General features: G+C 54.4%; 19 protein-coding genes. 9 read left to right on the top strand and 10 right to left on the bottom strand.

The genetic code is table 11. The annotated features are described in order from the left end of the window. Positions 1–317 precede the first annotated feature (317 nt). On the bottom strand, positions 318–635 hold the full coding sequence (locus G8770_RS10845) for a hypothetical protein (RefSeq protein WP_167186086.1): 318 nt from the start codon (positions 633–635) through the stop codon (positions 318–320). Positions 636–2,652: 2,017 nt separating this feature from the next. After that, positions 2,653–2,991: a hypothetical protein gene (locus G8770_RS10840; protein ID WP_167186083.1), complete on the bottom strand. Its 339-nt coding sequence runs from the start codon at positions 2,989–2,991 to the stop codon at positions 2,653–2,655. Positions 2,992–3,344: 353 nt separating this feature from the next. Between G8770_RS10840 and G8770_RS10835 the strand changes: the two genes are divergently transcribed. Further along, positions 3,345–4,343 carry an integron integrase gene (locus G8770_RS10835; RefSeq protein WP_167186080.1) on the top strand — a complete coding sequence of 333 codons (999 nt, stop codon included), beginning with the start codon at positions 3,345–3,347 and terminating at the stop codon, positions 4,341–4,343. A gap of 157 nt (positions 4,344–4,500) precedes the next feature. On the opposite strand, the gene G8770_RS10830 is transcribed toward G8770_RS10835, so the two are convergent. Continuing rightward, on the bottom strand, positions 4,501–5,646 hold the full coding sequence (locus G8770_RS10830; protein ID WP_167186077.1) for a sulfotransferase family protein: 1,146 nt from the start codon (positions 5,644–5,646) through the stop codon (positions 4,501–4,503). A 462-nt stretch (positions 5,647–6,108) separates the two neighbouring features. Between G8770_RS10830 and G8770_RS10825 the strand changes: the two genes are divergently transcribed. The 3 genes from G8770_RS10825 to G8770_RS10815 all read left to right on the top strand — a co-directional run bounded on the left by G8770_RS10825 (position 6,109) and on the right by G8770_RS10815 (position 9,299). Beyond that, positions 6,109–6,930: an SDR family oxidoreductase gene (locus G8770_RS10825; protein ID WP_167186074.1), complete on the top strand. Its 822-nt coding sequence runs from the start codon at positions 6,109–6,111 to the stop codon at positions 6,928–6,930. Positions 6,931–7,047: 117 nt separating this feature from the next. Continuing rightward, positions 7,048–8,055: a zinc-dependent alcohol dehydrogenase gene (locus tag G8770_RS10820; RefSeq protein ID WP_167186071.1), complete on the top strand. Its 1,008-nt coding sequence runs from the start codon at positions 7,048–7,050 to the stop codon at positions 8,053–8,055. A gap of 2 nt (positions 8,056–8,057) precedes the next feature. Further along, positions 8,058–9,299, top strand: coding sequence for an MBL fold metallo-hydrolase (locus G8770_RS10815; RefSeq protein ID WP_167186068.1), 1,242 nt, complete (start codon positions 8,058–8,060; stop codon positions 9,297–9,299). Positions 9,300–9,778: 479 nt separating this feature from the next. On the opposite strand, the gene G8770_RS10810 is transcribed toward G8770_RS10815, so the two are convergent. Beyond that, complete coding sequence (locus G8770_RS10810) at positions 9,779–11,902, bottom strand: glycoside hydrolase family 2 TIM barrel-domain containing protein (protein ID WP_167186064.1); 2,124 nt, start codon at positions 11,900–11,902, stop codon at positions 9,779–9,781. Positions 11,903–12,417: 515 nt separating this feature from the next. On the opposite strand from G8770_RS10810, the gene G8770_RS10805 reads away from it, so the two are divergent. Next, positions 12,418–13,467: an alpha/beta hydrolase gene (locus G8770_RS10805; RefSeq protein ID WP_167186061.1), complete on the top strand. Its 1,050-nt coding sequence runs from the start codon at positions 12,418–12,420 to the stop codon at positions 13,465–13,467. A gap of 84 nt (positions 13,468–13,551) precedes the next feature. On the opposite strand, the gene G8770_RS10800 is transcribed toward G8770_RS10805, so the two are convergent. Then, positions 13,552–14,331 carry an SDR family NAD(P)-dependent oxidoreductase gene (locus G8770_RS10800; RefSeq protein WP_167186058.1) on the bottom strand — a complete coding sequence of 260 codons (780 nt, stop codon included), beginning with the start codon at positions 14,329–14,331 and terminating at the stop codon, positions 13,552–13,554. Positions 14,332–14,650: 319 nt separating this feature from the next. On the opposite strand from G8770_RS10800, the gene G8770_RS10795 reads away from it, so the two are divergent. The 4 genes from G8770_RS10795 to G8770_RS10780 all read left to right on the top strand — a co-directional run bounded on the left by G8770_RS10795 (position 14,651) and on the right by G8770_RS10780 (position 19,506). Beyond that, positions 14,651–15,877, top strand: coding sequence for a CaiB/BaiF CoA transferase family protein (locus G8770_RS10795; RefSeq protein WP_208022190.1), 1,227 nt, complete (start codon positions 14,651–14,653; stop codon positions 15,875–15,877). Positions 15,878–16,013: 136 nt separating this feature from the next. After that, positions 16,014–16,304, top strand: coding sequence for a hypothetical protein (locus G8770_RS10790; protein WP_167186055.1), 291 nt, complete (start codon positions 16,014–16,016; stop codon positions 16,302–16,304). A 93-nt stretch (positions 16,305–16,397) separates the two neighbouring features. After that, positions 16,398–17,888: a class I adenylate-forming enzyme family protein gene (locus G8770_RS10785; RefSeq protein ID WP_167186053.1), complete on the top strand. Its 1,491-nt coding sequence runs from the start codon at positions 16,398–16,400 to the stop codon at positions 17,886–17,888. Positions 17,889–18,162: 274 nt separating this feature from the next. Beyond that, positions 18,163–19,506, top strand: coding sequence for a malonyl-CoA decarboxylase (locus G8770_RS10780; protein WP_167186049.1), 1,344 nt, complete (start codon positions 18,163–18,165; stop codon positions 19,504–19,506). 37 nt (positions 19,507–19,543) lie between these two features. Here G8770_RS10780 and cofD read toward each other — a convergent pair whose 3' ends face one another. The 5 genes from cofD to G8770_RS10755 form a co-directional block, all read right to left on the bottom strand. Then, the gene (gene cofD, locus G8770_RS10775) at positions 19,544–20,491 is read right to left on the bottom strand and encodes a 2-phospho-L-lactate transferase (RefSeq protein WP_167186046.1); all 948 of its coding nucleotides are present in this window, start codon (positions 20,489–20,491) and stop codon (positions 19,544–19,546) included. 44 nt (positions 20,492–20,535) lie between these two features. Then, on the bottom strand, positions 20,536–21,333 hold the full coding sequence (gene cofE, locus G8770_RS10770) for a coenzyme F420-0:L-glutamate ligase (protein ID WP_167186043.1): 798 nt from the start codon (positions 21,331–21,333) through the stop codon (positions 20,536–20,538). Positions 21,334–21,362: 29 nt separating this feature from the next. After that, complete coding sequence (gene npdG / locus G8770_RS10765; protein WP_167186040.1) at positions 21,363–22,031, bottom strand: NADPH-dependent F420 reductase; 669 nt, start codon at positions 22,029–22,031, stop codon at positions 21,363–21,365. 79 nt (positions 22,032–22,110) lie between these two features. After that, a complete protein-coding gene (locus G8770_RS10760; protein ID WP_167186037.1) occupies positions 22,111–23,037 on the bottom strand; it encodes an alpha/beta hydrolase fold domain-containing protein in 927 nt (308 codons plus the stop codon). A gap of 229 nt (positions 23,038–23,266) precedes the next feature. Next, positions 23,267–24,961 (bottom strand): class I adenylate-forming enzyme family protein, encoded by a 1,695-nt coding sequence (locus G8770_RS10755; RefSeq protein ID WP_167186035.1) that lies wholly within the window; start codon positions 24,959–24,961, stop codon positions 23,267–23,269. Positions 24,962–25,063 lie beyond the last annotated feature (102 nt).

Here is a 25,063-nt window from a genome sequence, read left to right as displayed (position 1 = left end):
CAACCATCGTTGACTGGCTGTAGTTGTACTTTTTGAAGTTTGGCATGGCGGTAGTCCTTTTCCGATGCCTAATTTTATCAAAAAACACCTATTTTTAGGAGTTTTTCTACAATTTCAACGCCTGCATAAGCGGCGGTGCTGCGTGGTGAAAAATGGTGCAACAATGAGCACCAGCGAATGCACCATTTTTTGCCACGTAGCGCCGTCCAGTGGAGGCCAAAGGCCGGAACGATGCTTGATGCAATTGTTATGCATATACCGAAGACCTAAGCTTAGTCCGTAAACATTCTACCAATGGGCATATTTTACAACAGCATCTACTTTTTACCATTATTGTGAATACTAAGTACCGCTAGGCCCAGTACAAGAATAATGATGCTCAGATTATTTCTTTCTGTTAGGTGAAGATAGTTACGGACAGCATCATCAACCTTAATACTTTCTGACTTATCAACAATCTCTTGAGATAACATTACTTGGCGATACACAACACCTGGCCTAAAAAATGCTAATTCGATAATCAAACACAGGAACAATATTAAAACTATATGTCGCGACCAATTTTTCCTAAATAGAAACGTGAGCAGTGTTAGTACTAATGTTGTGAAAGCGTAAAAAGCATTTTCTTCAGTCATCAGAATTTCTATACATTAATCAAAACACCAACTGGGATGCATAACGCAGAGGTAACCGGCCCAGCTGCGTTGTGCCACTATTTGGTAAAGTGAGCGTAGCGAACCAAATAGTGGTGCGGCGTAGTTGGGTCCGGTTGACCGTATTGTTAAAACTGGCGACACTCATTACTGAACAACCGCCACTTTGTAGCGCCCCAGGCGCCACCAAACCTTTAAGCTGAGACAATTAGAACACCTTAATTGTAGCCTACCCGGTAACCGTTAGGTGCCACCCTAGAATGCAATCTACTCAACTTAACCACAGACTACACGACAGCCAAGAAGAACAAACTGTACGATGGTGGACACTTTAACAGCCTGCCCAGCCTCACGCTGGCTCTGCGATAACGAATGGTGGTAGAGCCCAACGAACTGAACCAATATCACGCTACAGCTACACACCTTGCCACTGCTAACCAATACAGATCAGGCGAAGCACAATCCGAATTCAAAGAACTATCAGACCGCGCCATTTAACGCTTTGGTAACGGGACCGCCGGAGCGGAACAGGCATGTGGTAACGTGAGCGCAGCGAACCACATGCTTGTGTAGCGTAGGTGGTTCCCGTTGACCAACTTGTTATGTGCGTAACCGTCGCGCTTTAACATACTTTGCCAAAAGACCAACGGGTAAAGAAATTACCGAGTAGAGAACAGCAAACAATACAACAGTAACAGGAACGCTAAACGGGAACCAACTATATGTAGTTAAAGAACTAAACAGCGCAGCAAGAGAGGACATTGCGAAGGCATTTCGCAATTCACCGTTCTTACACCTATAAGCCACATAACTACATGGAATAACTATTTTCAGAAACTCAAATATATAATCGAACGTTTGATAGAAAACATGATCTCTAACCGCTACGTGATCTTCATGGGAGTAAGCTCCAGCATCACCAAATAACATCCCCTCTGTATATGAAATTACCCAAGAATTGAATATAGAGAAAATTATGGCAAGGAATGTATATATTCCGACTGCAAAAATAAGGGATCTTAAATCTATTTTTCTCATCTAGAACTCGAAATCACATAACGCTGAGGTAACCGGCCCGGCTGCGTTGTGCCACTATTTGGTACAGTGAGCGTAGCGAACCAAATAGTGGTGCGGCGTAGCTGGGTCCGGTTGACCGTATTGTTAAAACTGGCGACACTCATTACTGAACAACACCACGTTGTGGCGCCCCAGCGCCACCGAACCTTTAAACTGCGACATTTAGAACACCGTAATTGTAGCTTAAACTGCAACTGAACAACGCCGCCTTAGAAGGCAATCAACTTAGCTCAGCCACCAATCTAAACGGCAGCCAAGAAGAACGAACTGTATATTGGCTGACACCTTAACAGCCTGCCCAACTTTAAACCCTGCTCAGCGACACTGAACGGTGGTAGAGCCCAACGAACTGAACCAGCACCACGCTACTACCAGCTTCATTACCACTGCCCAGCCACTACAGATCAGGCGAAGCCCACTCTGAATTCAAAGAACTATCAGGCCGCGCCATTTAACGCCTGTAGCACCTGCAGACAAACGGCGCAGCTGTTTGGCTGTCCGGTGCCTACACTTGTTAGCCACGCCACTTCACTTTATTTAATATTGCTAAACTATGTAAACCACAAAAATAAATACTTTGCTTTTGGTTTTCGGTTTTGCTTTTAATTTAAAGCTGCGAATGAACGGCTCATTTCACAGCCTGATTAAAAACATACGTAACTTTGGCCTCGTTCGATTTTAGCGGCCTCCTGGCCGCCTGAACGCAACCAACTTTTTATTCGTCACCTACGCTCTTCGCGAACGCTACAAAACACACCCTTTTCTTTTGCACCGCAGCTCAGGAGCGCAACTAACCTTCCGACGACGGAAAAAGGCTAACGTTGAGGTAACCGGCACAGCTGCGTTGCGCCACTATTTGGTAAAGTGAGCAAAGCGAACCAAATAGTGGTGCGGCGTAGCTGTGTCCGCGTTGACCGTATTGTTATAAGCTTGCGAGCTGTCCGAGAAGAGTATTAGCTTTAACTCGCCATTCTCGAAGGGACTCACAATTACTTTTAATAAAATCATCCTCTTCTTCCCAAGACATTTGGCTCAACGTGCTATCAATTTCGCCGTACAACTCCCTAAAATCGTTTGCAAACTTTGAACCTACTACACCGCATTCTTCAAGCCAAGGAAGAAAATCTAGAGGCATCGTATCAAATATATCATCCAGATATGCAAGACCTTCCTTATTCAAGCGTAATTGCTCTTCGGTTGTAGTCGCCAGAGCATTCAATGCCTCTCTGAGTATCATGACGTTGTATTTAGTTTGATCCACCGAAATTTCCGTGCTTATAACATATTATTCAATGTCGTGATGACGTACTTAAATACGTCACCATGACACATATCCACAAAAAATTACCCACTAAAAACCGGATAATCCCATCCATTTCAAACCATTAAAAACTCTGACGTGTTTCAACACGTCACCGTGAAGTGTATCCACTGTAACTCTGAAGAGGAACAACACAAAGAAGTAACATTCAAGAAAGCGGCACCTCCCTCGCTCATACTTATGTCTGGTTATCCGTCCCTGTTGGCCTTATTGGCGCCATATTCAACAACCCATTGTTGACCAGGCTCACCCGCCTTTCAATACTGTATGCATGACCAGTCGTGAGAACCGCCATGCCGTCCCCCTTTATTGAATCTGTACGTCATACCATTCGCGCCAAGAACTACAGCGTGCGTACTGAAAAAACCTACCTGCACTGGATCATCCGGTATATCCGTTTTCATCAATATCAGCACCCCGATACGCTCAATGAGTTTCACATCCGCACATTTCTGGAACATCTGGCCATTAACCGGCGGGTCTCACCCAACACCCAAAAAACCGCGTTGAACGCGCTGGTGTTTTTATACCGCACCTGCCTCCAGCGGGAACTGGCCGACTTCAGCGATTTTCATCGAGCCAGTGCGCCAAAAAAATTACCCACCGTACTGACCGTCGAGGAGATCGCGAAGCTGTTTCTGCATTTACAGGGGGATGCCTATTTATGTGGGGCGCTGATGTACGGCTCGGGCTTAAGGGTGATGGAAACCGTGCGTTTGCGCCATCAGGACATCGATACGGATAAGTTGACGGTGCTGGTGCGCGAGGGCAAAGGACGCAAGTCGCGCATCACCACACTGGCACCTCAGTTAGTCCAAACGCTAAACCTTCAGAAAGACCATATCGCGACCCTGTTCGCAAAAGACCGCCTCACCCCCAACTGGGATGGGGTCTTTTTGCCCTACGCGCTGGAGCGAAAATACCCGAATGCGCCGTTTGAGCTGGGCTGGCAATATTTATTTCCGGCCCGCAACTTCAGTCTTGATCCCCGCAGTGGCAAGCAACGCAGGCACCACATTGGCGAGCAGATTTTGCAGCGCGCCATCAAAAAAGCCCTGCGCGAGGCGGCCATTCACAAACCGGCTTCGTGCCATACCTTACGGCATTCCTTCGCCACCCATCTGCTGGAACGCGGCGCAGACATCCGCACGATTCAGGAGCAGTTGGGCCACAGCGATGTGCGCACTACCGAAATTTATACCCATGTCTTAAATCGTGGCGGCCGGGCGGTGATCAGCCCCTTTAGCCATCTGGCTAATATGCAAGGCAGCCACATGCCGCCGCACGAATAACTCGTCACCACAAAGCAATGACCGCATACACAAAACCATTAACTGCAGTCATCCAGCTGCGCTTAAAAAATCTGCGACTCAAAAAACTGCAATTCAAAAAAAGCCCCGTGCATTGACTGCACGGGGCTTGTAGTAAGCAGGCTATGGCTCTTAACCGTTACACGCCTTCTGGCTCGACCTCATAACGGCTCAGATAACGTTCAAAAGCCGGCTTCACAGTGTCGACACTCAGACCGAACTTTTCCAGATTGTATTCGTGCTTGCCGAACTTGTTCTGCGGGTTGTCATCCAGCCAGGATTGCATGCCGGCTTCGGCTTCCGTGGTGAAGTCATCGCCTAACGATGTGTACAGCTTGCGCATGGCACTGATGGGGTCGTTCATCAGGTCGGCGTAGTGCACATCGATAACGCGGTCTTCACCGTGCTGGTCGCGGAAGTCCATCACGCGGTTAGCGTGCTCGGCGGCTTGGTAGAGGCAGTTTTGACCGATGTACTCGGCGTCTACCGGACCGACCGAACCGTGCCCCTGGGAGATGATGCCGCAGAACGATCCGGTGGCTGTCAGGGGATCGCGGTGGGTCAGCACCAGGCGCGCGTCCGGATAGACTTTCAGCAGCGTTTCCAGAAACAAAGAATGCGACGGCATTTTCAGGTTCCAGACACCCGGCGCGTGATGTTGCAGCACCTGCAGGTATTTCTTGTGATATTCATAGGCACTGGTCATGTCGGTGGACAGCAACCAGTCGCGGTAGTTGGGGCACTTGCCACGGGATTCCCACATCAGAGTTTTGAAGTCGTGCGCCATGATGTACACGTCTTCGTTGGGGTAGATGGCCGAGCTGCGGTAGTACTTGCCCATCTCGGGCATGGCCGCCAGCATTTTCTTTTCCATCTCCAGGCGGGCCACCGCACGGGGATCGGTGGTCAGGGTGGCGCTGGTGGCCGGCGGAACCGGATCGTCGATTTCCCAGGTCAGCGGTGAGCGACGGGCGGGGTCAGTGGCCAGCAGATTGCTCAACAAGGTGGTGCCGGTACGCGGCACACCGAACACAAACACGGGTTTCTCGACAGGGCGCTGCAGCAGCTCCGGATTCTGATTCAGGTAGTCCGTGGTCTTGAGGCGGTTGCACAGGGACATCATCAGAGACCCTTGCAGGCGCTCATTGGCAGACGCGCCGTTTGCGTTGTAATCCCCCAGCAGAATATCCAGCCCTTCGCGATAGCTGTTGCCGCCAAAATCCTCTAACCCGGTGGCGCTTTGTGCCTGGGCAATTAACTCGTCTGCGACCAGTGTTTGTGACATGGAGAAATTCCTCTCAGTGGCATCTAAATGCTCATTATGATTTTCATGGGTACTGGTGTTTCGCTCAACCGGCATGCCAATACTAGCACCGTGATTGCGCCGACCCGACTGCAGTGCAAATAATGCGGTGCGCAAAGGCCTCTTGGCAACGCCCGTCAGCTTCGAGCTCAGGCCAGAATGTCTCTATCTGGCCGTCGGAAAAATCGTTAACGCCAGCCTGCTAAAGCCCAAAACCATCGGCGCTGTACGCAATTTCTGGCCTATGCTGTTTTTGTCCTTTCAACAGTATGGCGGCCGGTTGTCGATATTGTTCGCGGTTGAGTAGCGCCACCGACTCACCGACACTGTCTAACACGATAGAAACAGTGTCTGGCTTCTCAAAGACACCATCTGACCCTATACAGAATTGACAGTAATCATAAAAAACAACGTTTCAGCCGATCACGGCACAGGAGAAGAGTTATGTCTAAAGGCTTATTTGATCTGACGGGTAAAGTCACTTTGGTCACCGGCGGCAACGGTGGCATTGGCCTGGGGTTCGCCAAGGGGATCGCCAAACAAGGTGGCAGTATTGCGATCTGGGCTCGTAATGCCGAGAAGAATGCCGCCGCCAAGGCCGAATTGGAGGCTGCCGGAGCTGCACGAGTTGAGACCTATCAGGTCGACGCCTCTTCCGAGCAGGCGATTATCGACGGCTACGAACAACTGCTGAGTGACTTCGGCCGCATCGATTGCGTCTTCGCCAACTCCGGTCGCGCCTCACGTTCACGCTCGGTGCTGACACTGGACTCCGAAGAGTGGCACGATCTGCTCAACGTTAACTTGCACGGTGCCTTCTTCACCCTCCGCGAAGGTGCCAAACAGATGGTCAAACGGGCTGAAGCCGGTGAGCCCGGCGGTTCACTGGTTTATTGCGGCAGTCTCTCGATGTTCCACGGGATTGCCGGCATCAATAATTACGCGGCCTCCAAAGGCGGTATGGGCGCAGTGGTCCGCGGCATGGCGGCAGAACTGGGGCAATACGAAATCCGCTGCAACACCATTGCTCCGGGTTACATCAAAACCAATATTGGTTCCGACGGCGGTATGAGCCCGGAAATGGAAGAGCGCATGAAGCAGGTTGACGCGCACTTTTCTGCCAAAACCCCGATACACCGTGTGGGTAAAATCGAAGATTTTGAAGGTATTGGTGCTTACCTGTGCAGTGACGCCTCCTCTTTCCACACCGGCGACACCATCGTGATTGATGGCGGCAGTCTGGTCTACCCTCCATACGCGTTTTAAATTTGAGTCTATCCATGTAAACCGGAAAGATACCCGTTAAAACCCCAGAGAGCTGTCATCGCCGGTGAGAATCGGATAAACCGGAGAGAGCCTTGCACCGTTGGAGTGAACCAATTTATGCGCTTACTGAAAATTCACAACGTCAATGACGTACGTCTGGACGCCTACCAGCGTCCAGACGCGGGCCCCAAGGATGTGGTCGTCAAAATGAAAGCCTGCGGCATTTGCGGCAGTGACCTGTCCTACATCAAACACGGCGGCATCCCGACCCCGGGCACCATTACCGCCCTGGGTCACGAAGGTGCCGGCGAGATCATGCAGGTTGGCCCCGAGGTTGAGGGCATCAGCGTTGGCCAGCGCGTCATCGTCAACCCGATGCAGACGCCGAGCAACATCGGCAGCGGCGGCCCCGAGGGCGCGTTTACCGAGGAACTGCTGGTACGCGAGGCGCGACTGGGCGCCTCGATTTTGCCCATTCCGGCAGACATCCCCTACGATGTGGCCGCCATGTGCGAGCCCTTGGCGGTGGCCATGCACGGAGTGAATCGCGCCGAGGTGAAAGCCGGGGATAAAGCCGTTGTCTTTGGCTGTGGCCCGATTGGTCTGGGCATGGTGTTGTGGCTGGTGGACCGCGGTGTGGATGTGGTTGCCCTGGATCTCGCAGCCGAGCGTCGCGAGCGCGCCATGGCGTTGGGCGCACAGGCCGCACTCGACCCCACCCAAATCGACCTGCGCACCGAACTGGCCAGACTGCACGGTGAAGTGCCTTCATACGGTCGCGTGGGTGTGGGTACCGATGCGTTTATCGATGCCGCCGGCGCCCCCAACATACTTTCCGAAGTGGTGGCCATGGCCAAATTCCACTCCCGGTTTGTGATCACTGCCGCTCACATGAAACCCATCGAGCTGCCCGCCGGGCGCATGCTGACCAGTGAAATGACCATCACCACCGCCATGGGCTACCCCACCGAAATGCCGGACGTGATCGCCGCCATGCCTCGCCTGAAAGACAAGATCGCCAGCATGATCAGCCATCATCTGCCGCTCGATCAGGTACTGGAAGGGTTGAAGATTGCCGCCACTCCCGAATCCTGTAAAGTCATGGTAAACATCAACGAGGAGTGAGCATGAGTACTGAAACCTCTGACAACAAGCCTCAACTTGCCGCTCTCGTTCAGGCGGGCGACCAGCAAACCGAAGCGGTGAAGATCAATGACTTTATCTTTATGGCCCGGGACATCTCTAACGCTTATCTGGTCACTACCGATGATGGCGATGTGATGATCAACGCCGGCTTCATCAACAGCGCCGAGCGCAACCAATCGGTAATCGGCCCCGTCCGCACAGGTCCATTAAAATACATCATCCTGACCCAGGCGCACGCCGATCATTTTGGCGGTGTGCCGGTTTTGCGCGAGGCGATCACCCAGATCATTACCGAACATCGCTTTGTCGACACCTGGACATTCTTCGACCGTCTGGGCCCCTACCTCAAGGGTCGCTCGGGCAAACTCTGGACCGGCACCATCAAGGGCCGGGATAAGATTGTGGTACCCGAAGTGACACCGGATATCGAAGTGATTGGACAGTACGACTTCGAGCTCGGCGGACGCCGTTTCGACGTGATCTCCACGCCTGGTGGTGAAGCTCCCGATGCCATGGTGGTATGGATGCCACGGGAAAAGGTGGTGTTCACGGGCAATCTGTTTGGCCCGGTGTTTCTGTCCATGCCCAACCTGTGCACCATGCGCGGGGACAAGCCGCGCTCGGCTGCCCTGTGGCTGGAGTGTCTGGAAAAGGTACGCGACCTGAATGCCGAGCTGTTGATCACCGGCCACGGCGACCCCATCGAAGGCGCCGACACCATCCGTGCAAATCTGGATAAAATGCACGGCGCCGTGTCCTACATACTCAATGCCACGCTGGACGGCATGAACGCCGGCAAGGACGTGCACACGCTGATGCGCGACATTCAATTGCCTGAGGATTTACAGATCGGTGAATTCCACGGCAAGGTCAGCTGGGCGGTACGCACCATCTGGGAAGAGTATTCCGGCTGGTTCCACATGGACTACACCACGTCTCTGTATGCGGTTCCCCGCGCCAGTGTGGCGGCCGATCTGGCCGAGCTGGCCGGCGGCACGCAATCCCTGGCCAAACGCGCGCAACAAAAGCTGGAGGCCGATCAGCCGCTGCAAGCCCTGCACCTGCTGGAAGTCGCGCTCGACGCAGAGCCCCATTGCAAGGCGGCACTGACTGTCAAACAAGCGGTGCTGGGCACATTGCTGCAACAATCCGGTGGCTCTAACCTGAGCGAAACCATGTGGCTGAAGACGGAATTGACGGCCACAGAAACTCAGCTGGGCTGATCGATTTTACTAGTCTGCAAACCTGTAGAGTGGTTAGACCCTAACCACTCGCATTTTTGTCTACTTACGCTTTCCCTGCTCTGGTTTCTACTACTCTGGTTTCAACTACTCTGGTTCCAACTTCTCTGGTTCCAACTACTCTGGATTTAGCTGCTCTGGATTTAGCTGCTTACACTTAACGACTCACGCTTTAACCACCTACGCTGAACGTCTCACGTTTTAACCGCTAGCGTTTAAGGCCTGGCGTTGTCTGGCCCGTTCGGCACCACCCGTTTAACAACGCCCGCTTAACAACACCGGTTGAGCAGTGTCCGCCAAGCCGCAGCAGCGCTTGCCCTCTCCAGGAGTCAGGCGGCGTGGCAGAGGTCAGGTGGCATGGCCAATATCGATGCCGCTGTGTATTGCCCTTCACGGGCAGCATACATTGGCCTCAGGGCTCTTACCTGGCTGCAATACATGGTCTAAGCCAGTAGCATCACTTACTGAGCGGCTTTCTTCTGACGGTAGAACTCAGACAGCACATCAAACGCAATTTTTTTCTCGCCGGTTTCAGACACCAATCCCTTGCGGTTGTAGGTGTCCTGAATGCCATTCAGTTCGCGCAGGTGGGAGCGAAAGTCTTTCAGCACCCAGGGCGAGTAGCCTTGCACCTGCGGGCTCTTTTCCAGCATGTCCAATTGCGCACGGTACACCTTGGCCTGGTATTCTTCCGACCAAATCAGCGCCTTGTCGGAGTGCAGCCCCTGCTTGGCACCGGCACCAAACTCGGAAATGATCATCGGTTTGCCAAAAGCATTGCTGAACCGAATTTCGCTCATCACCTCCAGCATGGCGTTGCGCATCAGGCCTTCGTCGACATGAAACGATTGTGCAAAAAACTTGGAGTAATACCAGCCGAAGTATTCGTTGTAACCGATGATGTCCACCACCTCACCCAGCTTGTCGTTAATGACCACATCAAACACCGGCGCTTCGGACACTGCTGACTTATCCTCAGCCTTCTGGGGAGTGGCGCCGTTACCGGCACTCTGCATCTTGGCCGCCATGGCCATCAGCCCTTCGCGCGCCTCTTGTGGTGTGTCCGGAGAGTTCAACAGGTATTCAAACAAGCGACGACCAATACCGGCGAACTCCTCATGACTGCCCACCAGCGCAGAGGCAATGGGCCGACCACTGTGGTCCATGGCCCGAGCAGTAGTCACCAGTTCGGTGAGAAAATCCAGGCGTGCCTGGGTTTGCGGGAAACTTTCGTTAGACACCGACCAGAAGATAATCGACGCCCGGTTCATATCGCGCGCAACGTTGTCCTGCACCTGGGATTTGGCCGCCGCCAGCGTCTGCGGGTTTTCCCAGTCGATCATGGACACGATTGGTACCTCGCTCCACAACATGATGCCCATCTCATCAGCCAGTTTGACGGTGTGCTCGTTGTGCGGGTAGTGCGCCAGGCGCACGAAGTTGGCGTTCAGTTCTTTCACCAGTTTGAACATGGCCGCCACATCCTTGCGGCTGTTGGAGAGCCCGGCGTGAAGAACGGTCTCTTCATGCATGCTGATGCCGCGCAGTTTAACCGGTTTGCCATTCAGCAAAATGTCAGTGCCCCGTGTCGCCACGGTGCGCAGGCCAATGCGGTCTTTGATACGCTCTTTGCCAAACGACAGCGCCACCTTGTAGAGGTAAGGGTTCTCGGGTGACCAGAGTTTCAGATTGCTTGCCTTCACCGCAAACTCGCCTAAGCCCTCTTCATTAGTGGTCACGGCCGTTTTAATGCCAGCACCCTTGATTGCCACTTCGACCTCGCGGCCAGCGACCTGGCCCCCTTCGAGTTTGACCCAGCCCTTGACCAGGCCCTGCTGCGCGTCCTCCAGATAGATGTGGTACTGGGAAACATGAGACTCCGGAATGGTGATCAAACCCACATCACGCGTCAGGCCCCCGTACTTCCAAAAATCGGAAGTGCGCATGGTCGGAATCGTCGTTTCGTCCAGGTGTGCATCAACCCGCACGATAAACCGGTTTTTGCCCGGCTTGAGAAAATCGGTGACATCAAAGTTGAACGCCGTGTAACCGCCAATATGACGTCCGACCAGTTTGTCATTCACAAATAAATCGGTGGTGTAATTGGCACCGCCAAAATGCATCAAATAACGTTTGCCCTGCTGCGGCTTAAGATTCACCGCCTTGTAATAGAGGATGCGGCTGCGGTAGCGGTCCAGTTCCGGACGCTGGCTGTTCCAGTCGCCGGGCACCTGCAGTTGGTTACGCTGATCAAAGCCGTGTTCCAGCAAATTCCAGCCAGTGTCCGGGTATTGAGTATTGTCGGTCAGGTAATCGCCTGCGGTGATCACCCGCCAGCTCATCCCCGCCTCGTCCATGAGAATGTCCCAGGCGCCATTAAGGGACTGGTACTCGCGGCCCTGGGCGTTCGTCAGCAACGGCGCTGGCGCTGGGTACACCATACTCGCCGGCTCCCCCATGAAGAAATCCATGGCGGCGTCGTCGGCCTTCTTTTGATCAACACCCGCCGCCCAGGTCAGCGAGGAAGATAACACCACCGCCAACACACTCAACCACTTTGCTGCGGCCGCTCTTGTTATGTTCATGACACCCTCTCTTTTAATGTTCGTGACAGTCCTTTAAACACCGGCTCTTTCTAGTTTCTAGTTTCTAGTTTCTAGTTTCTAGTTTCTCGCTGAGTTTAGCGCTTTGTTACTAACCACAAATTAACACAACCAACCATCGGCCAAGCAGTAACCACCGCCTGATCCGCTCTCGAAAACACGATCGATTCTGGCATGATGGCCTGACCAATTCAAGAATTATAAAAGTTTACCAGGCAGTCTCAAGACTTTAAGGCCGCAATTACACTAATTGACACAGTGCGGGGGAAATCTGTATTAGGCTGGACAACTGACATCGTATTGACTGCAGTGGCAATTACACTTACTTGCCTTACGCAAAACGCGGCTTTAGCCTTCTCTCTCAGCACTCTGGCCGCTGAGCGATACGAAAAGATACGAGCGCACATTACAATGGTACTCACCGTAAAGGGGGATGGTGAGTAGCTAATCCGCCCTACATCCCATCAACCATTACTTATTAAAATAAGAACAACGATATGACTCTGAAAAAACACCCGTTTCTCTATGGCTTGTTGGTTGTACTGCTGATCGCGTTTGGCATCACCTACAGCTGGACCTATACCCCTCACGGGCGCCTGGATTATCGCGCGGCCTTTTCTCTGCACCTGCTGAGTTTTGAGATCAACTACAAGCCCGATCCCGACATTGATTTTGAATTCAAATTGCCGGTCAATTTGATTTATGGCCTCAGCGGAACATTGCCCAAAGAGACGGTCAGCAAAACCGAAGACATTACGATCCCCGGTGACGGCGTGGATATTCCCGCCCGCATTTATTGGCCCGCCAGCACCGAGTTGAGTTCTGCCGACACACCTCTGCCAATCATGGTCTACTACCACGGTGGCGGGTTTGTGGTGGGGAGTGTGGATATTTTTGACCCGCTGGCCCGACAATTAAGCAACGTCGCGCACGCCATCGTCATTTCTGTGGATTACCGCCTGGCCCCCAAATACCCTTATCCTGCTGCGGTGGAGGACGGCTATGCCGCCTTGCAATGGGCGGCTCAGCATGCCGCCGAGCTCAATGGCGATGCGAACCGCATCATTGTTGCTGGCGACAGTGCCGGTGGCAATCTGGCGGCGGTGACCGCCCAAAAAGCCCGTGATGAGAACGGCCCGGCAATCCATGCCCAAATCCTCTACTACCCGGCAACCGACTTGACGGACACACACTATCCCAGCAAAGAGCTCTTCATTGACGGCTATGGTTTGTCCACTTCGGCCAGAAACGCTTTTGACACAGCTTATCTGGGGCACGTTACGGACAAAACCGATCCTTACGTATCGCCACTTTACGCAGCTCACCTGTCCAGCCTGCCCCCGGCGCTGATCGTGACGGCGGGTTTTGATCCGCTGCGTGATGATGGCCAGACCTACGCCAAACGCCTGCAGAGTGAAGGCACCGTCACCACACTTAAAAACTATCCCACCATGATCCACGGCTTCATGAGCATCGGACTGTTTTCACAACAGCGTGAAGCTCTTAATGCGACCCGTGAGTTTTTAGATCAGGTAGTGAAGCTTTAGTGCGGGCAATCTTAGGCCGGGCAAGCCTCGACGAAAAAAAAGGGCCTGATGGCCCTTTCCTTAATTAAAGCACTGTGACAACTATTAACGCGGCTGCATCCGAATGGCGCCATCCAGACGCACTGTTTCGCCATTGAGGTAGCCGTTGCGCACCATTTCCAGGGCCATGCTCGCATACTCATCGGCATTGCCCAGACGCGCCGGGTTCGGCACCATCGCCCCGAGTGCATCCAGCATTTTCTGCGGCGCTTTCATCAGTGCCGGGGTGGCAAAAATACCCGGCTGGATGGTGTTGATACGAATATTTTCACGCGCCAGGTCGCGCGCGATGGTCAGGGTCATGCCGACAATGGCCGCCTTGGCTGCCGAATAGGCCGCTTGCCCCATCTGACCTTCCGTCGCCGCCGCTGAGGCCGTGTTGATACAGACTCCGCGCTCGCCGTCGATGGGATCGAGGGTCATCATGCCAGCCGCTGAGCGAGTGATGCAGCGGAAGGTGCCGACGGTGTTGAGCTTTAGAACCCACTCAAACTTGTCCGACGGGAAGATGTCGACAGCACCGGTTTCTTTATTGCGCCGAGCGGTGGGAATAGCGTTGCCGCCGCCGGCACAGCACACCAGCACACGCTCCTGACCATTGGCCGCACGGGCCTTGGCAAACGCGGCATCAACGCTCTCATCCGACAACACATCCACCTGACAGAACACGGCACCGGTTTCTTCGGCGGCCTTTTCCCCGGTTTCTTCGTTCAGGTCAAAAATGGCGACTTTAACCCCCTGAGCCCGCAGCGCTTTGACTGTTGCCAGCCCCAAACCTGACGCACCTCCCGTCACTACGGCGGAAAGTGAAGAATCAATTTTCATGTACTATCTCCTGATCGCTTGTTATGGCATTTATTTGGCGTATTTTTATCTGTCGCGGAACAGGCACCTGACCCGACACGCAGTCTCTCTGATCTGTTGCAAGTGTGTCCCAACCCACCGTGTAGTCTGGCTTACAGCATCTCGCTTGGGGTTTTTACCGGATCTGCTGCGGTGGCTTTCAGAATTGGCCCGGGCAGCTGTCATGAACAGACAAGGTAACTTCCATTAAGAGACATTTATACCGGAAAAATCAGCCGTATACAACAACGCTGTTGAATAGTATACTCACTGAAAAAGTGACTCCGGAGGAGATAATAATATGACACAAGTAATGAAAGGGGTAAGAGTCCTCGAAGTGGCGCAATTTACCTTTGTGCCAGCCGCCGGTGCCATACTGGCCGACTGGGGTGCTGATGTAATCAAAATTGAACACCCGGTACGCGGTGACACTCAGCGCGGCTTCGTGAAGATGGGCGGTGTGGACACCAACCCCAACCGCAGCCCTTTCGTTGAACACCCCAACCGCGGCAAACGCAGTGTGGGCGTCGATATTTCCACTCCGGAAGGCATGGAAGTCATCTACGAACTGGCCAAGACCGCCGACGTATTTTTAACGAATTATCTGCCAAATCAGCGCCAGAAAATGAAGTTCGACCTCGAACACATCCGCGCGGTCAACCCCAACATCATTTACGCCCGCGGTAGCGCCTTCGGTGACAAAGGCCCTGAACGTGACACCGGCGGTTTCGACGGCACCGCCTTTTGGAACCGCAGCGGTATCGCTGACGCCATGTCCCCCAAAGAGTTAGGCGGTCCCATCGCTCAGGGAATTCCAGCCTTTGGCGATTCCATTGGCGGCATGAACATCGCCGGCGGTATTGCCGCTGCCCTGTTCCATCGCGCGCAGACAGGCGAAGCCACCGAAGTCGATGTCTCCCTGCTGAGCACCGCCTGGTGGGCATCAGGCACCTCCATCGACATGGGCATCGAAACCGGTCAGGTCATGGGCAACCGCATGCCTCAGTCCGGCGCCAACCCCGGCAACCCGCTGATGGGCAATTACTACGCCTCCGACGGCGGGGTGATCAACATGTGCACCCTGACACCAGGCAAACACATCAAGAGCTTCTTTGAACATATTGGACACGCTGAATGTGCTGAAGATGAGCGTTTCTCAACCCCCGAAGCCCTGATGAAAAACTGGGAAGCGGCCAGCGAAATCATCGTCGCCGCCTTCGCCGGGAAGGACTTTAAATACTGGCGCGAGCACCTCAAAACCTACACCGGTCAGTGGGCACCGGTACAGAGCTTGCTGGACATTGCCACCGATGAGCAGGCTCTGGCCAACGACATGCTGTTTGAAGTGGAAGCGTCCGACGGCGGTGAACCTATCAAGCTGGTACGAGGCCCTGTACAGTTCAACCACGAACCCGTGAAAACCGACCGCGCGCCCCTGGCCTCGGAGCACACCGAGCTGGTGTTGATGGAACTGGGCCTGGAGTGGGACAAGATCGAGGAACTGAAATCCAAAGGCGCGATCGCCTGATCCATGACGCGCCTGGCCAGCCTTACCGTTTTAGCTTTACGAAAAGGTTGGGGCCAGGCGGAAATGTACATTCGGTGTCCGGCAGCTGCTGACACCCTTCACACCTGATATACCTGAATAGTGGAACGAGAACATTATGAAACCAGGAACGAAACTCAAAAGTACGGTTTGCAACACAGAAGTGATGGTCATCAAAGGCAGCGACCTGGTAGTCGAGTGCGGCGGTGCCCCCATGACGGCTGAAGGTGCCGCAGAGAAAGGCAGTGTTAACCCTGACTTCGCCGGTGGCACCCTGATGGGCAAGCGCTATGTGAACGAAGATGGCTCCGTGGAACTGCTGTGCGTTAAAGCCGGTGAAGGTGCTCTGGCCATCGACGGTCAGCTGCTGCCCACCAAGGACGCCAAGCCTCTGCCGTCTTCGGATTAATTCCAGCGTCTTTATGAAGGCGTCGGTCAACTGTTGACACTTAGCCTTCTTACCGACGAATAGCCATCATCTGACCGAGTCGTTTTCTGACCTATGAACATTGTATTGATTCTGCAAATGGCGGCCGAAGCAGGCGCGGACCGAGTTGGTCTGGTTTGTGACGGTCGCCGCTGGACCTACGGCCAACTGCTTGAGGCCGCCAAGGGTGCTGCTGAGATTTTCATCAACAGTGGCTGTGAACAGGTGGCCCTGCTCGACGAGAGCAGCGAAGCGGCCCCCATCGCCCTGTTTGGTGCCGCCATGGCGGGTATCCCTTACGTGCCCCTCAATTACCGCCTCGCAGACGAAGCCCTGGGAGCCCTGCTCGACCGGATCAAGCCTGCCTATGTGATTGGTGACGTTGAGCGCAGTAATCGTCTCAGCCAGGGCCACACCTGTGCCACTCGCGAAGCGTTCGTGCAGGCCGCTGAAGAAGCCGCCGCTGGCGCCTCGGGCGAAGAGCGTGAAGGCGAAGGCATTGCCGCCCAGATCTTCACCAGTGGTACCACCGCCGCCCCCAAAGCCGCCCTGCTGCGCCACACCAACCTGTTGGGTTACATTCTGGGCGCCTACGAATTTATGACCGCCGAAGAAACGGACGCCCAGCTGGTGTGTGTACCGCCGTACCACATCGCCGGAATCTCTGCGCTGTTGAGCTCTTTCTACTCGATGCGCCGTATCGTCATGTTGCCGGCATTCGATCCGGACACCTGGCTGAAACTGGCCGGGGACGAGCAAGTAACCAATGCCTTCCTGGTACCGACCATGCTCGCCCGTGTCATTGCTCGCATGGAAGAAACCGGTAACGCGACTCTGCCCTCTGTGCAATCTATCGCCTACGGGGGCGGGCGTATGCCGCCGGAACTGATCGCCCAGGCACTGGACCTGTTCCCCAACTGTAATTTCACCAACGCCTATGGCCTGACGGAAACCAGCTCCACCATTGCCCTGCTGACCCCGGAAGACCATCGCACCGCCCATCAATCGGATGACCCTGCGGTACGAGCGCGTCTGGGTTCGGTGGGTAAACCCCTGCCGACCATCGAGCTGGAAATCCGCGATGACGAAGGCCAGGTACTGGCCGCCGGTGAACGCGGAGAAATTTACGTGCGCGGCGAACAGGTGTCAGGCGAGTACCGCGAGAAAAGCGTTCTCGATGCCGAAGGCTGGTTCCCGACCCGCGATGCGGGTTACCTGGATGATGAAGGCTATCTGTTTCTTGCGGGCCGCGCGGATGACGTGATCGTGCGCGGCGGCGAGAATATTTCTCCCGGTGAAATCGAAGATGTGCTGGCCACTCATCCGGCCATTGCCGACTCTGTGGCTGTAGGCGCACCCTCGGTTGAGTGGGGCGAGGCGGTGGCCGTGGCCGTGGTCATCAAACCCGGTGCCGAGACGCCCAGTAATAATGAGCTGTCCCAGCTGATTAAAGACCATCTGCGTTCCTCTCGTGTGCCCGAGAAAATCGCTGTCGTAGAAGAACTGCCCTACAATGAAATGGGCAAGCTGTTGCGCCGCGAAGTGAAAAAACTGTTTCTGGACTGACGATCAGCAAGCCATCAACCAGAAAACCGAAAAAGGCCGCGGCTCAGGTTGCGGCCTTTTTCTTGCATCCTTTTACTGAACGACCAGCGCATGTATATTCACCGGCAGTGAGTGATATACATTAGCGATACCGCATTACCCTTCCTGTACCGACTGATGGTCTCCGCAAACAGCGCACAAGGCTTTGACAGTCTCAGACCACGCGTGTCTGCAAGCGAACAGGAAGACAAGGAAGGATTCATTACCAATTGTTGTTAGGCAGGAGATTTCGTCTATGAAAAAATTCAGCCAATGGGTCAGTTCGATTGCCGAGGCCGGCCGGGAGTTCCTCCCCCGGCGCAATCGCCAGGATAAAAAACAAACCCTGTCCAGCCTCTGCCACGAGCTTTGCACCAGCAAAGGTGAAGCCATGGGTACGGCCATCGCACACGAAGTGGTCAAGGCCTATCAGGCATTGAATGACACCGAGCAACTGGAGTTCTTTAATATGCTGTACCGGGAGTTCAGCCCGGAGCCTAAACAAATTTTGGAATGCGCAGAAGCCTTTAAACAAAACACCACCATGGAGACCTACCGGGCGCTGTATCATGCGGTAGAAGCCCCCCGTCACCGCCTGTTCAGCCGCATCAATATGGCTCCCAAAGGGACCGCGACCCTGATTAAGATGCGTCTGCAGTTACTGTCCCTGCTGGATAAACAACCCCACCTGGCGGGCATCGACTACGACCTCAAACACCTGATGATTTCCTGGTTCAACCGGGGTTTCCTGACGCTGGAAAAAATCAGCTGGCGGACTCCGGCGCAAACTCTGGAAAAACTCATTGCCTATGAGGCCGTACACGAGATGAGTGGTTGGGATGACCTGCGCCGCCGACTCGCTGATGATCGTCGCTGTTTTGCGTTCTTCCACCCCGCGCTGGATGATGAACCCCTCATTTTTGTCGAAGTGGCCCTGGTGAAAGGCATGGCTGGCAACGTTCAGGAACTGCTGGCGGATCCCGATACCGATGACGTGGCTGCGGCAAATGGCAACGGCAACGGCAACGGGCATCACAGCGAGTTTGACACAGCCATCTTCTACAGCATCAGCAACTGCCAGGAGGGTTTGCGAGGCATCTCCTTCGGTAACTTCCTCATCAAGCAGGTGGTGCTGGAACTGCGCAGCGAATTTCCCCAACTGAAACAGTTTGCTACCTTGTCGCCCATCCCGGGGTTCCGCCGCTGGTTAAAGCAGGAAATAGACAATCCGGAAAGCCCGCTGCTTGAGGGCGAAGAGCGCGAGCACTTGCAACTGCTGGACACTCCCAACTGGCACGATGACCCGACGTGTTGTGAGCTGCTGCAACCGCTGCTGACCCGTCTCTGCGCCCACTACCTCTATACCGCCAAAAAAGGTCAAAAACCGCTGGATCCTGTGGCCCGTTTCCATCTGGGCAATGGAGCGCGAATAGCCCGTCTGAACTGGCTCGGAGACACCTCAGCGAATGGCTTGCGTCAATCCTGCGGTCTATTAGTGAACTACGGCTACGAACTGAAACACGTCGAAGAAAATCACGAGGCGTTTGTCAACGAAGGGCAGATCAACATCGCGCCGGAGTTCCAAAAGCTGCTGAAATAACCTCAGCTTGCCAATTTATGTTGAATATGGAGCCGAATCATCGCAGCTGATCCGCAAACCCCAGGACCTCCTCAGCCAGTCGTTCGCGATCTGGCAAGCTGGTCATTAAGGTATTGGTGCTCAAGCCGGCCACAGGCAGTTGTGACAACAGGCTCTCATCGGTGGTGTCCAGAACAAAACCGTCAATCAGGTCTTTATAGAAGTTTGCGACGGTCAGTGCCGAAGGCTGCAAGTTCAGCTCCTGCATAATTTTTGCCGTCGGCCCTTTTACCGCGGCACCGCCAATCACCGGGCTGACGGCGATAACGGGAGCGCTGGCCCGCTGCAACGCCGCCTTCATCCCGACGATCGACAGAATCGGAGCAACACTCAAATAGGGATTCGAAGGCGCAATCACGATAGCGCGCAAATCGGGCTGGGCCAATGCCGACAACACCTCATCCGAAGGCTGGGCCACTTCGGCCCCCGTGTAATGCATCGATTCGACCACCGGTTGGCACTGGCGACGAACAAAATACTCCTGAAACGGCAAGCGCCCCTGATCCGTTGCCAGCTCGGTGGCGACAACCTGATCCGACATGGGCAGAATCTGCGCCCCTATCCCCATGTTTGCCGCAAGACGGTGAATACACTGTGTCAGTGTTGCACCCTCGGATAAGTGCTGAGTGCGCAACAGGTGCAGCGCCAAATCCCGATCGCCCAGGCGAAACCAATTGTCGCCTCCCAGCTCGGCCAGGGTTTGCAGACACTGCCAGCTTTCATTTGCGCGCCCCCAACCCTGCTCTTTATCGGACAGATCCGCGAGGGTATACAGTGCTGTATCGAGGTCGGGGCAGATGCGCAGGCCGTAGTGGTTAAAATCGTCGCCGGTATTGACCACCACCGACAAAGACTGCTCCGGCAAGATACGGTACAGCCCAAGCGCCAACTTGGCCCCACCCACACCGCCACTGAGCACAACCACCGGTCCTGATTTTGTCGACATACTCGTTTGTACCAACGACTCACTGCCCATCTGATGCAATCTCTTTATTTAAATAAATCTCTTTCCAGCGGGCGCACCAACGACTGAGCTGGGACACTTTGTGTGGCACCAGCGCCATAGCGTTGCGGTAAACCACGGATCAATACCGCCGGAATACCTTCGTTGCCTTCCCCCATTAACAACCCTGCGGCACTGGCCAGTAAATCCCCCGCCGCCACTTCGGTCACTTGCAGGCTGCGGCCTGCCCGGTCGGGTTCATTGCGTCGATCCAGTAACGCATTCACGCCCGCCACACCGATAGCCACATTGGTGACCCCATTGCGCCAGGGTCGACCAAAGCTGTCTGCAATCACCACACCGACCTGTGCGCCGGTGGCGTCAAACAAGCAGTGCTGCAATTGTTCGGCAGAGGCATCTGCATCTATTGGCAACAACAACACCTGCTGCACAACAGCAGACCCTCTGGAATCCAGTGGCTTGAGATTGGAGGCATCAATACCCGCATTGGCCATGACACAGCCACTGTGGTGACGGACGATCAACACACCCGGACAAGCGCGCACGATGGTCGTTGACTCCTGCAGCACCAGCTCTACCAATCTCGGGTCTTTGTGTGTCTGTTCGGCCAGTTCCCTGGCTCTCGCCGAGGGTTCTACCGCGTTTAAATCACGATAGCGCCCCTCCGATTTCGACACGATTTTTTGAGCCACCACCAGCACATCGCCGCTTTGCAGCGTTTGGTCAGCAGCAGTCAAGGCGGTTAACAGCACATCCGTTAAATCCGCCCCCGCTTCTACTTCGCCGATACCGGTAAGCGGATAAATTTGAAGACCTGTCGACATACACTAACTCCGCGTTGAACCACTCGACATCACAGAGTCAGATCACCTGTGAACTGAATACCCGCACCATCCACAGAATAGGTTTTATTCACAAAAATCAAAATGGACGTCAGTGCCTCTGCCGCCACGGAATTCACCAGTGCGCCAGCGTGAATACCGCGCAGCCCGGCGTCGTTGGCCAGAGTGACCACTTGCTCACGAGCCGCTTTATCATCGCCAAATACCATGATGTCACAGGCGATGTCATCGTCTGTTGCCAGCCGGTGAGCGGCCACACTGTGGAACGCCGAGACCAGCCGAACGCCTTCACCTAAAATCTTTTGCGCTTTGAGCGCTGCGCAGCCTTCAGCGGGCAATTGTACCCGCATCACTTTTGGCGGCATCAGCGGGACCGTGGTATCAACCACAATCTTGCCCTGCACTTCATTACAGATATCATTCAGGGTTTCTGCCTGAGCGGAGAAGGGTACCGTGATGACGATCAGATCGGCCTTCTCTGCCACGTCCGCATTGCTGCCGGAGGTGACGACTGCGTCCGTCTCCTGGTTCAGCGCCGCCGCGGTGGTCATGGCTTTATCCGCCGTACGTGAACCGATCATCACCGGGTGACCGGCTTTGATCCAACGCCGGGCCAAAGCCTCACCCAGCTTGCCGGTCCCACCCACGACCCCGATTAATGTGTGTTTTGAATCTTGCATAGCGCTCCCTCTCACTACTGATGCGGACATTCTTTACTGCTTCAGATCTATTCGCCCGATACATTTTTCGCCTACCATCTCACAAACATAACCGTGTTTGCAAAAAGCGAATATAGTCCTGGGTAAACCCTTGCGAAGGAGCGCTCTCTGGCACAAGCATATCAAACGCATGCGGCGCTTTAGGCGTCACGTACAGCTCGCATTCTACATCCGATGCTTGCAATCGTTCGGCATAGCGACAATCTTCCGCATGAAACAGGTCCAGCTCCCCGACGCCCATCCAGGTGGGGGGCAAGCCGGAAACGTCCTCCCGTCGCGCCGGTGCTGCATAAGCTGGCAGGGTCTTAGCACCCGGGGGCTGCCCCAGATACCAAGCCCAGGCCCCCCGGTTGTTTTTATTATTCCACAACCGGTATTTGATGCTATCGCGCGATCTGTCTGCGGCGGTTCGATCATCCAACATCGGGTAGAGCAATAATTGCGCCGCTGGCTGTACCCCACCGGCATCGGCGATGCGCTGCACAACGGCAGCGGCCAAACCGCCACCGGCACTTTGCCCCATGACGGCAATGCGCCGGGAATCAAGACCCCATTGAGCGACGTTCGACAACATATAGCTCCAGGCGTCATAACAATCGTCCAGCGCCGCCGGAAATGGATGCCGGGGTGCCAGGCGATAATCCACAGACACCACCACCAAACCCACATCCCTCGCCAGGCTAGTGCACTCCCGATCGTTAATTGCGGTATTGCCCATGATGTAGCCGCCACCGTGGATCCACAGCAGGCCGGCGCCTGTGGCGTTAGCTTCAGGACGGTAAATTCTGACAGCGCTCTGGTTCAGTCTCGTATCTTCAATAGACACTCCGGAAAAGGGCCGAATCTTGCTGGATTGCAGTTTTTGCAAACCGTTAAGGATGAAATAAAACACTGAGTTATGAAAGGGAACAGAAGGGATACGAGCGTAGGTTTTGCGTAATTCGGGGTGAAGCTTATCTATATGCACGATGTGAGGTTCTCTTAAGAAGACCTGGTAAATAGACCTCTGGAAAATTTTGGGACAAATTTTCTGCCGATGCGTTTTTATTAGTATGAGCATCAGAGGCGGCAGATACTGCCTACCCCCTCTGATGTCTTGCCTGACCCACTACTCTGATGTCCTTGGGCCTGGCGTTCTTTTCTGTGACCTCTTAACTGTCACCTCTAACCTGCCTTCTACCGTTTGATCGCCAGCGTCAGGCTTGCTCTGCCGCCATACGCTCAACCACCAGTTTTTTCAGCTCCGGGCGGCGAATTTTGTTGCTGCCGGTCATCGGTAATTCTTCTTCAGAAAAGAAGAGCACCCGACGCGGGATTTTGTAACTGGCCAGGGACTGTTTGGCAAACGCCCGCAAACCGGCTTCATCCAGCTCCTTGCCCTCACTCAGCAGCACGCAAGAGACCACAATTTCGCCCAGTGTGTCATGCTCAACACCCACGGTAAAGACACTTTGTATGGCCTCGTGCTGCATCAACACCGCATCAATCTCTGCCGGAGAAACATTGGCACCGCCGGTCTTGATGATGTCCCCCAGGCGCCCCTTCCAGAACAGATGACCCTCTTCATTGAAGTAACCCGCATCGGCGGTATGAATAAAGCCCTCGGCATCAAAGGTGTCTTCCGGCGCAATCTTGAGATAGCCCGCGGTTAAGGTCGGGCCCTTGACCACGATCTCACCGGTTTCACCGATGGGCAAAATTTCGCCGGTATCCTGATCCACAATTTTAACCGTATTGCCGTTCAGCACGGCGCCATTACTGCCGTTGGTGATGTCACTGCCGACCCCGCCCACCACGAAGGTAAAGGTTTCGGTCATGCCGTAACCGTTGGGTTGGCGCCAGGTGGAATTGATCGACGGGTGTGTCGCCAAGATCAGATTTTGATCCACGTGGGTCAAGGTGGATAAATCGGCCTCCAGCCAACCCGGGCATTCGGTCAAGCGGGCTTCCTGATGCGGCCACAGGTGGGGCATTGACACTTTTTCATCCAGGAACAGTTGCAACGCTTCTTCCGGATCAAAAAAGCGCTGTAACACCAGACAGCCACCGACGGTAAACGCACTGCCAAACGCCATGCAGAAATTGCCGGAAAAGAAAAAGCCGTTGGCACTCCAGACCCGCGCGGAACTGTCGGCCTGATAATAGCGGCCAAAGCGCCAGCACTGCATCATCGCCGCCCGCTGGGTTTGCTGAATCGCCTTCGGCAACGCAGTCGAACCGGAAGAGAAAAAAATCAGCGCGCGGTCTAACGGGCAGGCCGCCTCGATGGTGGCATCAACCATAGCCGCGGGCACACGTTCACCCTGCGCCAGAAACTCCATCCATCCCTGAATGCCCTTGTCCGTTGCGTCGGCGTCAATATTGATCACCCGGCGCAAAAAGGGCAGTTCCTCGGCCATCAACTGGCCGGGGGTGGAGCCCGCAACCTGAGGGATGATCGCGTGTACATCCTCCACAAACTTTTTCGAGGCGACGCCAGTTTCCAGAATCAGTACTTCGACATCCGCCGTTTTTAACTGATAGTGCAGCTCCTGTTGGGTGGAAAACGTGTTGAGTGCAACCACCACCGCGCCGGCCATGGCAGCACCAAAGGTACTGAACACCCATTCTGGCCGGTTGCTGATCAAAACACCCACGCGGGTATCCTTGGCCACACCGGCTGCCAGTAAAGCGCTGGCCACCTTGCGGCATTCGGCGTGCATCTCATTGTAGCTCCAGCGACGCACCTGCCCTGACAGATCTTTCCAGCACAGGGCTTCGTTGTCGCCAAATTTTTGCGCGACTTCAGCCATAAAGCCGCCCAGTGTCAGCGAGCCCAGAATATCTTCTGCGAGTGGCGGCCCCTGAAAAATTGACAATGCTTGTTCATTTTTTATGTTCTGTTGAGACATCACACACTCCCTCATTCGTAACTGCTGTTCATTCTGGCAACTTGATATGGTTCATTGGTTGGGGGTTTTCTACAGCGCACTGGTGCTAGCACCCAATCGTTT

Source organism: Pseudomaricurvus hydrocarbonicus, from assembly GCF_011602365.1.
In the GTDB taxonomy this organism is placed as follows: Bacteria; Pseudomonadota; Gammaproteobacteria; order Pseudomonadales; family Cellvibrionaceae; genus Pseudomaricurvus; species Pseudomaricurvus hydrocarbonicus.
Note: the sequence above shows the minus strand (reverse complement) of the source record. Positions and strands in the feature narration are given on the sequence as shown.